This window comes from Rhodococcus sp. ARC_M5 (assembly GCF_022810405.1).
Taxonomy (GTDB): domain Bacteria; phylum Actinomycetota; class Actinomycetes; order Mycobacteriales; family Mycobacteriaceae; genus Rhodococcoides; species Rhodococcoides navarretei.
Window position 1 is genome coordinate 43254 of sequence record NZ_JALGQE010000022.1, and the last position, 15828, is coordinate 59081.

The window sequence follows — 15828 nt, forward strand, 5'->3', positions numbered from 1 at the left end:
GACGCACACTACATCGCATCTGACAGGACGCTCTGTCAGATTGATGGAGGTCGACAATGGCACGTGCTCTGGCTGCTCCACCTGCTGATTCAACGCTCCAGCCGGTATACGGCGACGGCGGTGTGCCCCTCGTGGGCCACACCCTGGAGTACATCCGAGACCCGCTGAAACTGCTCGGGAGTCGGTGGGAGAAGTACGGCGAGGTGTCCTGGTTGACGATGGCCGGGCAGAAGTGGATCACCGTCCTCGGCCCCGACGCATGCCAGCAGGTGCTTCAGAACGCCGACAAAGCGTTCGCGAACGGTGACGGCTGGTCGCTGTTGATCGGCCCGTTCTTTCACGGCGGATTGATGCTGCTCGACTCCGACGAACATCTGAAGCACCGACGAATCATGCAGCAGGCCTTCACGAGGGACAGGCTCACCAAATCCGTGGAGGCGTTGAATCCTGTCACCGCAACCGGTTTGGACGCCTGGCAAGGCGGGCGCGACGTCCAGGTCTACCCGGCGCTCAAGGCGTTGACCCTGGAGGTGGCGACGAGCATTTTCATGGGCGGCGCAGAGGGCAGCACCGACGCCGAGATAGCCGAGCTCAATTCGAGTTTCGTGGCGTGCGTTCAGGCGGCGACGTCGATCGTGCGCTATCGAGTTCCGGGAACGCGGTGGAAGCGTGGCCTCGACGGCCGCGCCATGCTCGAGCAGTTCTTCCGGCGCTACCTACCTGCGCGGCGCGCCACCGAGACCGACGACCTGTTCTCGGTTCTGTGTCACATCGAGGGGGAGGGCGGCGAGCGCTTCTCGGACGACGAAGTGATCGACCACATGATCTTCCTGCTCATGGCGGCTCACGACACGTCGACGATCACGCTGTCGACGATCATGCAGTATCTCGGGCAACACCCCGAGTGGCAGGACAAGTGTCGTGCGGAATCCGAGGCCCTCGGCACCGATGCACCGACGCTCGCGCAACTCGACGAACTGCACAGCGTCGACCTGGTGATGAAGGAATGCCTGCGGCTGGTGTCACCCACTCCGGTGGTGGCGCGTCGCGCAGTGAAGGACACCGAGGTGCAGGGAAAGTTCGTTCCCGCGGGCACGTATGCATCGGTCGCGCCGCACTTCACGCACCACATGGAGCAGTACTGGCCCGACCCCGAGAAGTTCGACCCCGGCCGGTTCGCCGCCGACCGTCGCGAGGACAAGGTGCACCGCTACGCGTGGGAGCCGTTCGGCGGGGGCGTGCACAAGTGCATCGGCATGTACTTCGCGGGCGCGGAGATCAAGACGATCATGCACCATCTGCTGTTGCGGTTCGACTGGTCGGTCGACCCCGATTACGTTGCACCGCTGAACTTCACGTCGCTGCCCTTCCCCGAGGACGGGCAGCCCGTGCACCTACGAAAGCGGTAGAGCTACCCGGCGCGGTCGGTCAGCCACCCGATGATGTTCGCGGTGACCTCGTCCCGGTTGGTCTCGTTGAGGATCTCGTGGCGGGCACCGGGGTAGAGGGTGACGGTCACGTCGCTCATCCCGGCCTCGCGATACCGGGCGGCGAGGGTTTCGATCAATTGTCCGCCACCGGCGAGCGGGTCGTCTGCTCCCGAGGTGATGAGCAGCGGAAGGTCGGAGCGGATCTGCTCGAGGTTGTGTGGGTCGGCCAGCTTGTCGGCCTCACCGAACAACGCGGGGACCGTCGACTCCGGGAGGTCGAAACCGCACAGAGGATCGGCGACGTACGCGTCCACTTCGGCCTCGTCGCGGGTGAGCCACTCGTATCCGGTGCGGTGTTCGAAGGCGGCGTTGAACACGCTCAGGTCGCCCGCGGGGGCGTCGGCCATGCCGGCGGCGAGGATGTTCAGCGTCGTCGAGCCCGACAGCACCACTCCCTCGTACAGATCCGATCGCTCGATCAGAACATGCTGCGCGGCAAACGAACCCATCGAGTGCGCGAACAGGAACAGCGGCAGGTCAGGGTAGTCGTTCAGCAACGACTCGCCCAGCTGCTCGATGTCGGCCCACAGTCCGGCGAATGCGGCGGCACCGAAATCGCCCGGGGTGTCGACGATCGACTGGCCGTGGCCACGATGATCGGACGCGACGACATGGAATCCGGCGTCGTTCAGCGCGGCGGCGAAGCGGGCGTAGCGGCTGCCGTGCTCGGCCAGTCCGTGCGCGATCTGCACGACGCCGCGTGCCGGGTCGGCCGAGGTCGCCCAGGTGTAGGTACTGATCTCGGTGTCGTCCTGCTTGGATACGAACGACGAAGCGTTGGCCACGAGTGTCTCCTTGAACCGGTGAGGGGTCGAGAACCGAACTTATCTCCTATGCCCTGAGCCTCGGAGCGAAATGCTCGATGCGGCGCGAGGGGGTCGGGTTCACGAACCCCGGCATCGAGGAGATGATCGATTTCGCGTCGGCGAAGGCGACCGCGAGTTCGTTGGTTCGATGGGGAATGACATGCAGCAGAGCGTGTTCGACGATCATCGGGACCGCACGACCGCGGCACGACAAAGCTCCCCGGACAACTGCCCGGGGAGCATCGTCAGCTGAGCCTACTTCGCGGAGACTCGCACCAGCTTCTTGTTCACGAACTCGTCCATGCCCCACGGTCCCAGTTCGCGGCCGACGCCGGAGCGCTTGACGCCGCCGAACGGGAGGCCGGGGAGGGTGGTGCCGTGCTCGTTGACGAACGCCATGCCGACCTCGAGCTGCTCGGCCACATCGCGGGCCTTGTCCAGGTCGGTGCTCCACACCGATCCGCTCAGACCGTATGCCGAGGAGTTCGCCAATTCGATTGCCTGCTGCGGGCTTTCGACCTTGTAGATCACACCGGCCGGTCCGAACAGCTCTTCGCTGTACGCCCGCATATCCGGGGTGACGTCGGTCAGCAGCGTCGGCTGCACGAATGCACCCGGCCCGTCGATCTTCTTGCCACCGGTCAGCAGTGTCGCGCCCTTGGCGACGGCGTCGTCGATCTGCTCGATCAACGTGTCGGCGGCGGTCTGCGACGACAGCGGCCCGAGGGTGGTGTTCGCGTCCAACGGGTCGCCGGTCTGCACGGCCTCGAACGACGCGACGAGCTTGGTGACGAAGTCGTCGTAGATGTCCTCGGCGACGAGGATGCGCTTGGCGGCGTTGCAGGCCTGGCCGGCGTTGGACAGGCGTGCCCGAGTCGCAGATTCGACGGTGGCATCCATGTCGTCGGAGTCGAGCAGGATGAACACGTCCGAACCGCCGAGTTCGAGGACGACCTTCTTGAGGTTGCGTCCTGCGGTTTCGGCCACGGAGGTTCCGGCTCGCTCGCTACCGGTGAGCGAGACGCCCTGCACGCGGGGGTCGGCGATCATGTCGGCGATCTGTTCGTTGGTCGCGAAAATGTTGATGTACGCATCCTGGGGGAGTCCCGCCTGCTGGAAGATCTCCTCCATCAGCAACGCCGATTGCGGGCAGTTCGGTGCGTGCTTGAGCAGAATCGTGTTGCCCACCATCAGGTTCGGACCGGCGAACCGGGCAACCTGGTAGTACGGGAAATTCCATGGCATGACGCCGACCAGTGCGCCGACCGGCTTGCGTTGCAGCACAGAGTCTTCCGCGCCGGGTACGTCGAGCTTCTCATCCTCGAGCAGGGTCGGGCCGTTGTCTGCGTAGTACCGGTAGATGCTCGACGACAGCTCCACCTCGCCCTGGGACTCGGTCAGCGGCTTGCCCATCTCGAGCGAGATGGTTCGAGCCAGTTCGTCGGAACGCTCGGTGTAGAGGTCAGCGACCTTGTGCAGGATTTCCGCGCGGTGCTTCGGTGAGGTCTTGCGCCACGTCTGGAATCCGGCGTGTGCGTCGGCGAGTGCGCGCTCGACGCCGGCCGTGTCGAGAGTTTCGAATTCCTTGACGGTTGTGCCGTCGGCTGGATTGACAGTCTTGTAGGTCGTCATACCCGGTTCAACGGTCGCAGAGGGTGCCATTGTTCCTATTCGGGCAAATCGGAGGCTCCGACGGTGGTCAGGGCCGGATCGAGGAGGGTTGCGAAATCCTTTGAGCGCCCTACCGGTCGGTAACTTGGAACCGCTGGTGGAGTGATACCCCACTGCCCCCCACATTCGCGGGATCGAAGATTAAAGTTGACCACGAACGCATCCAAAAGACGACGTTGAAACTGAGGCAAAGGCGAAACATGACAGCGAAGAAGCCGACCATCATCTATACCCTGACCGACGAGGCGCCCATGCTGGCGACTCACGCGTTTCTGCCGGTCATACGTTCTTTCGCCAGCGCGGCCGAGATCAACGTCGAGTCGAGTGACATCTCCGTTGCCAACCGCATCCTCGCCGAGTTCCCCGACTACCTCAACGAAGACCAGCGAGTGACCGACAACCTCGCCGAGCTGGGCAAGCTGACGCAGTTGCCCGAGACCAACATCATCAAGCTGCCGAACATCAGCGCCTCGGTGCCGCAGTTGCTCGCCGCCGTCAAGGAACTGCAGGACAAGGGCTACGCGATCCCGGACTTCCCCGGCAACCCGAAGACCGACGAAGAGCGCGAAATCCGCGACCGTTACACCAAGTGCCTCGGCAGCGCCGTCAACCCTGTTCTGCGCGAAGGTAACTCGGATCGCCGTGCGCCGAAGGCCGTCAAGGAATTCGCGCGCAAGCACCCGCACTCCATGACCGAGTGGTCGATGGCGTCGCGCACCCACGTCGCACACATGCGCGAGGGCGATTTCTACCACGGTGAGAAGTCGACCGTCGTCGACGGTGACCGTGAGGTCAAGATGGAGCTGCTGCCCGCCGACGGCGAGCCGATCGTGCTCAAGGAGAAGGTCTCGCTCACCGACGGTGACGTCATCGACTCGATGTTCATGAGCAAGAAGGCGCTTCTCGATTTCTACGAGGCCGAGATGCAGGACGCCTACGAGACCGGCGTCATGCTGTCGCTGCACGTCAAGGCGACGATGATGCGCGTCTCCCACCCCATCGTCTTCGGCCACGCCGTCCGCGTGTTCTACAAGGACGCGTTCGCCAAGCACAACGAGATCTTCGAAGAGCTCGGCGTCAACGTCAACAACGGCCTGTCGGATCTGTACACCAAGATCGAGACGCTGCCGGCATCCAAGCGCGACGAGATCATCGAAGACCTGCACAAGTGTCACGAGACCCGTCCGGAGCTCGCGATGGTCGACTCCGCTCGCGGCATCTCGAACTTCCACTCGCCCAGCGATGTCATCGTCGACGCATCGATGCCCGCGATGATTCGCGCCGGCGGCAAGATGTGGGGAGCGGACGGTCGCCCCAAGGACACCAAGGCCGTCAACCCCGAGTCGACCTTCTCCCGGATTTACCAGGAGATGGTGAACTTCTGCAAGACCAACGGCCAGTTCGATCCGACGACGATGGGCACCGTTCCCAACGTCGGCCTGATGGCGCAGAAGGCCGAGGAGTACGGCTCGCACGACAAGACCTTCGAGGCTCCGAAGGCCGGCGTCGCGAACATCACCGACATCGCCACCGGCGAGGTCCTGCTCACGCAGACCGTCGAAGAGGGCGACATCTGGCGCCTGTGCATCGTCAAGGACGCTCCGATCCAGGACTGGGTTGCGCTCGCCGTGCGCCGCGCTCGCGAGTCCGGAATGCCGGTCGTCTTCTGGCTCGACCCGTACCGCCCGCACGAGAACGAGCTCATCGGCAAGGTGCGCAAGTACCTGAAGGATCACGACACCGAGGGCCTCGACATTCAGATCATGTCGCAGGTGCGCGCGATTCGGTACACGATGGAGCGTCTGGTCCGCGGACTCGACACCATCTCCGCGACGGGCAACATCCTGCGCGACTACCTCACCGACCTGTTCCCGATTCTCGAACTCGGCACCAGTGCCAAGATGCTCTCCATCGTTCCTCTGATGGCGGGCGGCGGACTGTACGAGACAGGTGCGGGCGGCTCGGCTCCCAAGCACGTCAAGCAGCTGATCGAGGAGAACCACCTGCGCTGGGATTCGCTCGGTGAGTTCCTGGCTCTGGCCGTGAGCCTCGAAGATCTGGGCATCAAGACCGGCGACGTCAAGGCGACCATCCTCGCGAAGGCGCTCGACTCCGCCACCGGCAAGCTGCTCGAGAACAGCAAGGGCCCGTCGCGCTCGACCGGCGAACTCGACAACCGTGGCAGCCAGTTCTACCTCGCGCTGTACTGGGCGCAGGAACTCGCCGAGCAGACCGAGGACGCCGAACTGGCCAAGCACTTCGGAGCACTGGCAAAGACGTTGGCAGACAACGAAGAGAAGATCGTCGCCGAGCTCAACGAGGTCCAGGGCACTGCAGTCGACATCGGCGGCTACTACTACCCCGACCCCGAAGCAACCGCCGCAGTAATGCGTCCGTCCAAGACCTTCAACGAGGCTCTGGAGTCGGCGAAGCAGTAGTTCTTTCTGCCTCACCCCCATCGAATGAATGGTCCATTCACGCGCTCAGACGTTGTGAATGGACCATTCATTCGTATTGGGGTGCACCATCATTCGGGTCCACCGCCCACCCCGTCCGGATCAATGTGACTTTCACGCGCTCAGACGTATTGAATGGACCATTCATTCGTTACGGGGCGGCACCACAATGTCCAGAAACGCCGAACAACTAGCGCTCTGGCGTCGCCCCGGCAATTGCACGACCGAAATGGTTCGATGGATGGTCGGCTCGATCGGCAGGTAGACAAGGCTCGCGAACGACATCATCGGCACCACCAGTTCCGGGATGACGGTGATGCCGAGTCCCGCCGCGGTCAGGCCCGCCACGGCGGCCACGTTGTGTGCCTGAACAGACGGTCCGACGTCGACTCCCTCGTTCTCCAGGGCCAGTCGTACATGCGACGCGATGCTGGATTCGGGGCCGAACGCGATGAACGGCTCGTCGGCGAGGTCGGTCCACCTCAGGCTCTTGCGCTGCGCGAGAGCGTGATTCGACGGTAGCGCGCAGACGAACGCATCGGCGCTGACCGTCGTGCGCATCAGGTCGTTCGCTCGACCCGATGCTGCCACCACTGCGAAATCCACGGAGCCGTCGCGGACGGAGGCCACCACGTCGTCGCGCAGGCCGTCCTTGATGTGCACCGAGACGTCGGGATGGCTGTCGCGAAAGTCCACGATGTACGGCGGGAGGAACGTCGCCGCGATCGACGGCAAGCACGCGATGGTGACGGTTCCTCGGTCGCCCGAGACGAAGCGTCCGATCTGCTCCAGGCCGTCATCGAACTCGAGCAATACCCGACGGGCATAGGCCGTCACCTCGTGTCCATCGCCGGTGAGGTCGACGCTGCGGGTGGTGCGGACGAACAGTCGCACGCCCAGGCGGCGCTCTGCCTCGGCGACCGTGCGGCTCAGGTTCGGCTGGGATACCCCGAGGGACGCCGCCGCCGAGGTGAAGCTCGCGAGATCGGCCAGCGCCACGATGGCCCGTAGGTGCGCGATACCGATATTGATGCTCACAGCGAATGAATGTATACCCAACTGATGTTGGACTGCGTAAGTGATCTGCACAACACTCGTCGTATTCGATGAAGGAGATCACATGTTGTCACTGCTCGGCTTCGGGACGATTGCCATCATCCTGCTGCTGTTGTTCACCCAGCGCGTCGCGGCCATCGTCGCGCTTGCAGGTGTCCCGCTCGCTGCGGCGTTCCTGGCCGGCAACTCTCCATCCGAGGTGGCAGGGTTCGTCAAAGAGGGGCTCGGCGGGGTCGTCGGCGTCGCCGCGATGTTCCTGTTCGCAATCGTCTTCTTCGGGATCATGCGCGACGCGGGTCTGTTCGATCCGATCATCGCCCGCATCGTGCGCTGGGCAGGTAGTGCCCCGCCGACCGTGGCAGTCGCGACCACTGCCCTCGCCGTGGTGGCTCACCTCGACGGTGCCGGCGCAACCACGTTCCTGATCGCCGTCCCCGCCATGCTGCCGATCTACGAACGCCTCGGTATGAGCCGGCTCGTCCTGGCGACCTGCGTCGGTCTCGGTGCCGGAGTGATGAACATGGTCCCCTGGGGTGGTCCGACGGCTCGCGCTGCAGCAACACTGGGCGTCGACGCCAACGAGCTGTGGGTGCCGCTGATTCCCGCGCAGATCGCCGGGGTCGTGTTTGCACTGGGCGTCGCCTACTATCTGGGTCGGCGTGAGCGGACCCGGTTGGCCAAGGTAGCCGCGGGCGATGCGTCGGCCGTCGTGGAGGAGTCGACGGCGCGAGTCGCCGAACGCATGTCCGTGGGATCCGGGGATACCGGATCATCAGTCGATGACGCGAACGAGGAGCCCGGCAGCCCGTCGACCGGCGGGAACGATGCGGACGGTCCGGCAACCGCGTCGAGTGACCGAGCACTGCTGCGGCCGAAGTTGTTCTGGGTCAACGCCTTCCTGGTAATCGCGACGTTGGCTGCGTTGATCGCCGCCATCGCCCCGCCGGAGACGTGCTTCATCATCGCCACTATCGTGGCGCTCCTTGTCAACTACCGCGGAATGAAGGCCCAGTCGGCCCGCATCGAGGCCCACGCTGTCGGCGCGATGCTCATGGTCGGTACGTTGCTCGCGGCCGGTGTACTACTCGGTGTGCTCGACGGCAGCGGCATGATCGAATCGATGGCGGTCAGCGCAGCGAATGCCATTCCGGACGCCATGGCACCTGCCTTACCGCTCATCGTCGGCGTGTTCGCCGTCCCGATGAGCCTGATCTTCGGGCCGGACGCCTACTACTTCGGCGTGCTGCCGGTCCTCATCGAGGTAGGCGACCAATTCGGCGTCAGCGCAATGGATCTGGCGCAAGCCTCGATCATCGGTGAGGAAACCGTCGGATTCCCCATCAGCCCGATGACCGGCGCGTTCTACCTTCTGGTGGGTCTCGCGAAAGTCGACATCGGTAAGCACATTCGCCACACGCTGGGGTGGGCGTGGCTGATCAGTCTCGGCATGCTCGGCGTTGCCATGGCCACCGGCGCGATCCCGCTGTGGTCGTCATGAGTCGCGACGGAACGATCCGGCTCGGGGCCGGCGCAGGGTTTGCCGGCGACCGCATCGACCCGGCACGGATCTTGGCCGAGCGCGGCGAGCTCGACTATTTGATCTTCGAGTGCCTCGGGGAGCGGACGGTTGCGACCGGGCAGGCACGAAAGCTGCTCGATCCCGCTGCGGGCTACGACCCACTGTTGGCCGCGCGGATGCGGGCAGTGCTGGGCGCGACCACGGAGCAGGGCATCACCGTCGTGACGAACTCGGGAGCGGCGAATCCTGTTGCGGCAGCAGCGGTTGCTGCTCGTGTTGCCGAGCAGGTGTGCTCGCGCTCGGTGCGCATCGCTGCCGTCACCGGCGACGACGTGCTCGACGCAGTGCGCCGGATCGACCCGATGGTGTGGGAGACCGGCCGGCCGCTGTCGGAGCATTCCGAGGAACTGGTGTCGGCCAACGCCTATATCGGTGCCGATGCGGTTCTGCCCGCACTCGATGTCGGTGCCGACGTGATCGTCACCGGCCGTCTTGCCGATCCAGCGCTGTATCTTGCGCCGCTGATGCACGAGTTCGGTTGGGCCGGTCAGGACTGGGAGACGCTCGGTGCAGGTACGGTCGTCGGACATCTTCTCGAATGCGCGGGCCAACTGACCGGTGGCTACTTCGCCGATCCGATCACCAAGCCGGTGCCGGGTCTGGCACATCTGGGATTTCCGTTCGGGGATGTACGTGCCGATGGCACAGCCGAATTCGGCAAAGTCGACGGCACCGGCGGGGAATTGACGCGGCGAACGTGCGCCGAGCAGTTGCTCTACGAGGTAGGCGATCCAGCCCGGTACTTGACGCCGGATGTGACCGCCGATTTCACCGGAGTCGCGTTCGAGACCGTCGGACCCGATCGGGTAGCGGTGTCCGGGGCGACGGGCAGTACACGGCCAGAGGAGCTGAAGGTGACCCTCGGTTTTCGCGGCGGTTGGCTCGGCGAAGGTCAGATCAGCTACGCCGGGCCGCGCGCGCTGCAACGCGCCGAGCTCGCCGGAGAGATTGTGCAGCAGCGACTGTGGGAGGTGCACGGTATTCCGGCCGAGAATGTCGGCATCGAGTACATCGGGGCGGGTGCGGCGTTCCGCGGACTTGCTGCCCCAACCGATGTCCCCGAAGTGCGGCTGCGCGTGACCGGGAAGGTGCCCGACGCGGAGACCGCGGCACTCGTGGGGTGGGAAGTCGAAAGCCTCTATACCAACGGCCCTGCCGGCGGCGGTGGCGCACGCAGCAGCAGCGCCGAGGTGCTCGCGATCAGATCGTGTCTGATCCCACGTGCACAGGTGACGACCGCTGTACACACCACGGAGGTGACGGTATGAGGACTGTCGACGATCTCGCCGACGTGCGAACCGGGGACAAGGGCGACACCCTCATCCTCGCTGTGTTTCCGCGGTCCGAGGAGTACTACGAGTTATTGACCCGTGAACTGACCGTCGATGCTGTTGCCACGCATTTCGCGCCGCTGGTTACCGGGGACGTACACCGCACTGACATGCCCCTGGTCTCCGGGTTGGTGTTCGAGCTACCCGGCGTGCTCGGTGGGGGAGTTACGGGTAGCCCCGTTCTGGACGGACACGGCAAATGCCTGAGCTACCACCTATTGAGCATGGTTGTACCGGAACCTCTTTGACCCCATTTTTCGACTCTCGCGGCCCAGCCGCCCGATGGATGGAGATCGACATCCGTAACATCCGCGTACTCCTGGCCCTGACTCTTGCCGTAGTCCTCGTCGGACAGGCAGCCGGTACCGCCGGAGCACTGCCTCGCGAATTACCGACCGACCCCTTCTTCGGTTATGGGCGGGCGGCCGAATACACGGTCACCTCGGAGCGCATGGAGGTTCCGATGCGCGACGGTGCCGCGCTGGCGTGTGACGTGAACCGACCCGGTGATGACGGCAACGTGCCGGTCGCAGAGAAGTTCCCGACCATCGTCTACGACTTCAACGCTTACGACGGCCTCGACCAGTTGGCAGTGGACTCGGCGTATCTGGTCGAACGCGGGTACAACATCTTGTTGTGCAACGTCCGGGGATCCGGAGATTCTCCAGGCGTACTGGATCCGTTCGGCCCGCAGGAACAGCAGGACAACTACGATCTCGTCGAATGGGCTGCAGCACAGCCGTGGTCGACGGACAAGGTCGGACAATCCGGTGTCAGCTACGGAGGTCACACGTCGATGCTCGCCGCAGCCAACAATCCACCGCACCTGGCTGCGGTCATCCCGGTCGATGCATTCAGTGACTGGTACGAGAACACCATCTACCGCGGCGGGATCCGATCCGACACCATCCGCACGTGGCAGGCGAGCACAGCCCCGGCCACCGAGGGTCCGTACGACGAGCATCCGCTGTACGACGAGTACTGGATCGACCGCAGCGTCAAGGCGAAATGGCAGTACATCGACGTCCCGATGTTGCAGGTCGGCGGATGGTACGACCGCTATCGAGACCCGATGATGCAGAACTACTCCGCGCATCGGGATCTGACGTGGGTCGTTGCCGGGCCCTGGAAACACGGTATGCCGGCGGGCCAGAAAGCCGACATCGGTACGGGCGCATACCTCGCATGGTGGGACAAGTGGCTGCGCGAGGACAGCTCTGCACCTCTGCCGGCGAAGCGGATCAATTCCTACGAGATCTCCTCGGTGCCCGACGAACGTGGCTGGCAGGAATTCGGTCAGTGGCCGCCCGCCGAATCCACCGAGCTGACGCTGACGATGGGGACCGACAGTGGTCTGAGTCCGGTGTCGACCGAGCAGGGCAGTCGCGCATACACCGTCCCGACGGACAACACCGACGCTGCCGATGCGGCAGTGGTCTTCTTGACCACTCCACTACCCGGTGATGTGGTCATCACGGGTTCCCCGACGGCACAGATCTCGGCGACCTTCACCGCGTCCGACGGCAACCTCGCGGTGATCGTGGACGATGTTGCGCCGGACGGCACCGTGGAGCGCATCACTCAGGGCTGGCTCAAGGTAAGCCATCGCAACGGATCCATTGCACCCGAGCCCGTAATACCCGGACAGGAGTATGAATTGGACGTACGGGCGTGGCCTACGCACTTCCGAGTGCCGGCCGGACATCGGCTGCAGGTCCAGGTTCGCAGTGACGACTACCCCGACATCACCGATGACGCCCCTGTCGGAGATGTCATCGTCCGCACTGGCTTCGGAGGTTCATCCCTGACTGTGCCGGTGCTCCCCACCGCGGCAGTGCGTTGACCGGTAATCACCAAGCCTATTGTGGTTCAACGCTCAGACGGAAGGTTTGTCAGTGGCTGGGAAATGAGTGAGGACCAGCCTGCGTCGGTTCTCAGTGAGGGGAGACTGTACTGATGAGTGCTATCGGGAGCGCGGCCGAGCAGGCCCTGATTTTCAGCCCCACTATCGAGGCTTTCGTAGATGGGAGTCACACCGCCGATGCCTTCCAGAAGGCATATTTGAGGCTGGTGAAGCGGACGCCGGGGATACTCGAAAGGGAAGTGTCCGAGATCGTCAACGGTCTGTTCGGCGACGTGGACGCTTACGTCGCCGAGGACAGGTTGCGTGGCGATGACGATCTGGACGCAGGGCAATTGCTTGTCCGTGCGAGTGGGGCGTTGGAAAAACTTCGTCAGTTGAGTCGAGCCGGATAGTGTCGATCTCTCGTGGATTCGCGTTCACAAGTCAGCGATGCGCTCTGACACAGAAATCTTGGGGGTGAGTAATGGCTGAGCGCGAGAGGTCAGTCGAAGCAATGCTGCGCCAGTATAGGGAGCTGATCGAGGCATTTGTACAAGAAAAGATTTCGGCAGATGATTTCGAGACAGACTATATTCGCACCTTCACCAACGACAAATGTCAAGTGCCGGGTAGTGAGTTCACGGTTCTCGAAAAGCTATTTTTCGATGTAGATGATTATGTTTCGGATCCGGAGCTGCGCGATAGCCCGGAGGATCTGTCGGGTGAACAGCTCAGAGAACGTGCGGCGGCCACCTACTCGAAACTGTTCGGTCTCGAGTGAGACAGGTTTCCGACTTCCCAAGTCGAGGTCGACGTCGAGTTGTCCTGGTCCTCAGGAACGACTACCCCGACATCACCGACGACGCTCCGCAGGGGACGTCATCGTCTGAACCGGAGCCGGTGGTTCGTCCTTGACCCTGCACGTGCTTCCCGGCGCTATCCCGCGCTGATGGACGGCGTTGTATCCGGTTGCACCGGCAGCGCAATCGGATACAACTGGAAAGTCCCGCTCATTCCCTTGAGTTCGACGTCTCGGGGCGTTCCGAGAGTCAGGTCCTGTGCCGCAGCGATGGCCTTGCGCACCGGTTCGCTGATCAGAATTTCGCCGCCGTCGGCCTGTCCCGCGACGCGTGCGGCCATGGCCACGTTGAGGCCGAACAGGTCGTCACCGCGTCGTACGGAACTGCCGACGTGGATACCCATCCGGACGCGGATACGGTCCCATCGATCCGGGTTCTTCGTCAGTGCTTCTTGCACTTCCACCCCGCAACGCACGGCCTGGCCCGGGTCGGAGAAAGCAATCATGTAGCCGTCGCCCTGGCTTTTCACCACGTGCCCGCCGTGGGCGTCGACGTGCTTGTTGATGAGCTTGTTGTGCTTTTCGAGCAGTTTCACCCAACCGCGGTCGCCCAGTTCCTCGTTGCGTGCGGTGGATCCTTCGATGTCGGAGAACATCACCACGATGTCGCCGTCGGCCGTCATGCGTGCCAGGTCGGGGCGTTCGACTTTGGCCCAGCCCGCGAGGTCTTCGACGGAGTTGCGGACCGTGGCACCGAAGCCTTTGTTGATGAGTAGGTCCGTGGTGTGGAAGGCAGTTCTGATCGCGAAGGGCACCAGGCCGCGTCGCTTACGGCGTTGCTGCGATTCGAGAGCGCGGTCCAGTGCCCGGCGCGTGTGCTTCAACTTTCGACGCGAGACGATCAAGACCACACTGAGCGCGATGATGGCAGCGAGCTCTACTCCGGCAACTATCCACAGGATCACGTCGCTCATCCTTGCCTGTCGACCGTATCTGTGGGCGCACATCCGACGGCGAATTGCCGTCGATAGGCCGTCGGTGTCACTGCGAATGCCGAGCGAAAGTTCTGACGCAGAGTGACAGCGCTGCCGAATCCGCACAGGGCAGCGATGTTCTCGATACTGCGATCGGTCGTTTCGAGCAGGCTCCGAGCTTCCTCGAGGCGTTTGTCCAAGACCCAGCGAGCCGGGGTGGATCCTGTCTCGAGCTGAAACTGACGGATGAAGCTGCGTCGGCTCATGCGCGCATGGTCGGCCAGTCGCTCGATGGGCAACGGCTCGTCCAGACGCTCGAGTACCCAGCTCAGCACGTCGGCGATCGCGGTATCTCCCGATGCCTCGATGACCGGACGCTCTATGTACTGCGCCTGTCCGCCGTCGCGATGGGGCGCGACCACGAGACTCCGCGCCACCCGTGTCGCGGCAGCCGAACCGAGGTGCTTGCGCACGATGTGCAGGCAGGAATCGATCGACGACGCGGTGCCCGCGGAGGTCATCACGTCGCCGTGGTCGATGTAGAGCACCGACTCGTCGACGCCCGCGTGTGCATTTCGCTCCCGCAGCTCGGCCATCTTGGTCCAGTGCGTGACGGCCGGACGGCCGGCGAGCAACCCGGTATCGACTACAGCGAACGAACCGAGGCACAGACCTGCGATCTCTGCCCCTCGTTCATGTGCTCCTCGCAGTGAGTTCGAGAAGTCAGTGCCTATGCGAGGCAACGACTCCGGCCACGATGTCACGATCACGATATCGGCCCAGGCGACGGTATCGGGCCCTGCGATCTCGCCGACCGGAAATCCCTCCTCGGTGCGGATCGAACCGGCTTCGTCGGACCACACTCGCGTCTCCCAGTCCGGGGCGAGTCCGAGCCGGGTCACCTCGCCGAACACCATCAACGGCGCGGCGAGGTGGAACATCGTGATGCCGTCGAACGCGTAAAGCGCGATGCGCATACCGACTCCGATCTCAACCGCTGGCGCAAATCCATCGAAAGTATGCATCCGTGCCACTCGTGAATGCAAGAGCAGCACCGCAGGATGAAGTGCGACCGAACAACGCCAGTCGAAGGAGAACGCCATGACCGCACCGCGTAGAGCCCTCATCGTCATCGATGTCCAGCAGGAATACTTCGAGGGAGTGCTGAAGATTCAGTACCCGCCCCGCGACGAATCGCTGGCCAACATCGTCCGCACGATCGAAGCTGCCGCGGCGCAGGATCTTCCCGTCGCGATCGTGCAGCACGAAATGCCGGAAGGTGCGCCCGCTTTCGTCAAAGGCACTCCGACATACGAACTGCACCCGGACATTCAAGCCGTCGTGCAGCCGTCTTTCGAGCGGGTCGAGAAGAAGTACAGCAGCGTGTTCGCCGGGACCGGAGTCGCGAAGTGGCTGCAGAGCAACAACATCGACACCGTCACGATCGTCGGCTACATGACCAACAACTGCGACCTCGCATCCAGCGCCGACGCCGAGGCGCTGGATCTGACCGTTGAGATCCTGTCCGACGCCACGGGTGCGATCAACCTCTCGAACGAGGCCGGCACCGTCTCGGCCGAACAGTTGCACAAGGCTCTGATGGTGCTGTACCAGTCGAACTTCGCGGCGGTAGCGACGACGGATCAGTGGATCGACGCCGCCAAGAACGGGAACGGGCTGACCGCAAACAATCTGGTGGTCTCGGCATCCCAGGGCAACGACGCGGTGGGCTGACGCCAGTCGGTCGGTCGAGACACTCGGCCGGACAACAACGTACAGGCTTCACCGCATCGAGCCCGGGGCCTCGCGGTCCCCGGGCTCGA

Annotated in this window: 14 protein-coding genes; 9 read left to right on the top strand and 5 right to left on the bottom strand. The window is 63.6% G+C overall.

All coding sequences use genetic code 11. The features are described from left to right. The first annotated feature begins 56 nt into the window (after positions 1-56). Positions 57-1409 carry a cytochrome P450 gene (locus MTX34_RS23060; protein WP_243610938.1) on the top strand — a complete coding sequence of 451 codons (1353 nt, stop codon included), beginning with the start codon at positions 57-59 and terminating at the stop codon, positions 1407-1409. A 2-nt stretch (positions 1410-1411) separates the two neighbouring features. Here MTX34_RS23060 and MTX34_RS23065 read toward each other — a convergent pair whose 3' ends face one another. Both MTX34_RS23065 and MTX34_RS23070 read right to left on the bottom strand, forming a co-directional pair. Continuing rightward, positions 1412-2275 (bottom strand): alpha/beta fold hydrolase, encoded by an 864-nt coding sequence (locus tag MTX34_RS23065; protein WP_243595505.1) that lies wholly within the window; start codon positions 2273-2275, stop codon positions 1412-1414. A gap of 276 nt (positions 2276-2551) precedes the next feature. Then, positions 2552-3928 carry an NAD-dependent succinate-semialdehyde dehydrogenase gene (locus MTX34_RS23070; protein WP_243595503.1) on the bottom strand — a complete coding sequence of 459 codons (1377 nt, stop codon included), beginning with the start codon at positions 3926-3928 and terminating at the stop codon, positions 2552-2554. Positions 3929-4167: 239 nt separating this feature from the next. On the opposite strand from MTX34_RS23070, the gene MTX34_RS23075 reads away from it, so the two are divergent. After that, on the top strand, positions 4168-6405 hold the full coding sequence (locus tag MTX34_RS23075) for an NADP-dependent isocitrate dehydrogenase (RefSeq protein WP_243610939.1): 2238 nt from the start codon (positions 4168-4170) through the stop codon (positions 6403-6405). 162 nt (positions 6406-6567) lie between these two features. Here the strand turns inward: MTX34_RS23075 and MTX34_RS23080 are convergent, their stop codons facing one another. Beyond that, the gene (locus MTX34_RS23080) at positions 6568-7461 is read right to left on the bottom strand and encodes a LysR family transcriptional regulator (RefSeq protein WP_243610940.1); all 894 of its coding nucleotides are present in this window, start codon (positions 7459-7461) and stop codon (positions 6568-6570) included. 82 nt (positions 7462-7543) lie between these two features. On the opposite strand from MTX34_RS23080, the gene MTX34_RS23085 reads away from it, so the two are divergent. The 6 genes from MTX34_RS23085 to MTX34_RS23110 all read left to right on the top strand — a co-directional run bounded on the left by MTX34_RS23085 (position 7544) and on the right by MTX34_RS23110 (position 13013). Next, a complete protein-coding gene (locus MTX34_RS23085; protein WP_243610941.1) occupies positions 7544-8977 on the top strand; it encodes a CitMHS family transporter in 1434 nt (477 codons plus the stop codon). Then, the gene (locus tag MTX34_RS23090; protein ID WP_243610942.1) at positions 8974-10326 is read left to right on the top strand and encodes an acyclic terpene utilization AtuA family protein; all 1353 of its coding nucleotides are present in this window, start codon (positions 8974-8976) and stop codon (positions 10324-10326) included. The genes MTX34_RS23085 and MTX34_RS23090 overlap by 4 nt, the downstream gene beginning before the upstream one ends. Then, positions 10323-10637, top strand: coding sequence for a hypothetical protein (locus MTX34_RS23095; RefSeq protein ID WP_243610943.1), 315 nt, complete (start codon positions 10323-10325; stop codon positions 10635-10637). The genes MTX34_RS23090 and MTX34_RS23095 overlap by 4 nt, the downstream gene beginning before the upstream one ends. Before the next feature lie 38 nt (positions 10638-10675). Continuing rightward, positions 10676-12232 (top strand): CocE/NonD family hydrolase, encoded by a 1557-nt coding sequence (locus MTX34_RS23100; RefSeq protein ID WP_243610944.1) that lies wholly within the window; start codon positions 10676-10678, stop codon positions 12230-12232. A 113-nt stretch (positions 12233-12345) separates the two neighbouring features. Then, positions 12346-12645 (top strand): colicin immunity domain-containing protein, encoded by a 300-nt coding sequence (locus tag MTX34_RS23105; RefSeq protein WP_243610945.1) that lies wholly within the window; start codon positions 12346-12348, stop codon positions 12643-12645. A 71-nt stretch (positions 12646-12716) separates the two neighbouring features. Beyond that, the gene (locus MTX34_RS23110; RefSeq protein ID WP_243610946.1) at positions 12717-13013 is read left to right on the top strand and encodes a colicin immunity domain-containing protein; all 297 of its coding nucleotides are present in this window, start codon (positions 12717-12719) and stop codon (positions 13011-13013) included. Between the two features lie 155 nt (positions 13014-13168). On the opposite strand, the gene MTX34_RS23115 is transcribed toward MTX34_RS23110, so the two are convergent. Then, complete coding sequence (locus MTX34_RS23115) at positions 13169-14005, bottom strand: adenylate/guanylate cyclase domain-containing protein (RefSeq protein WP_243610947.1); 837 nt, start codon at positions 14003-14005, stop codon at positions 13169-13171. Beyond that, positions 14002-14982 (bottom strand): GlxA family transcriptional regulator, encoded by a 981-nt coding sequence (locus tag MTX34_RS23120; RefSeq protein WP_243610948.1) that lies wholly within the window; start codon positions 14980-14982, stop codon positions 14002-14004. Before MTX34_RS23120 ends, MTX34_RS23115 begins: the two co-directional genes overlap by 4 nt. 124 nt (positions 14983-15106) lie before the next feature. Here MTX34_RS23120 and MTX34_RS23125 point away from each other — a divergent pair, with 124 nt between their 5' ends. Next, positions 15107-15739, top strand: a complete 633-nt coding sequence (locus tag MTX34_RS23125; protein ID WP_243610949.1) for an isochorismatase family protein — start codon at positions 15107-15109, stop codon at positions 15737-15739. The last annotated feature ends 89 nt before the right edge of the window (positions 15740-15828 follow it).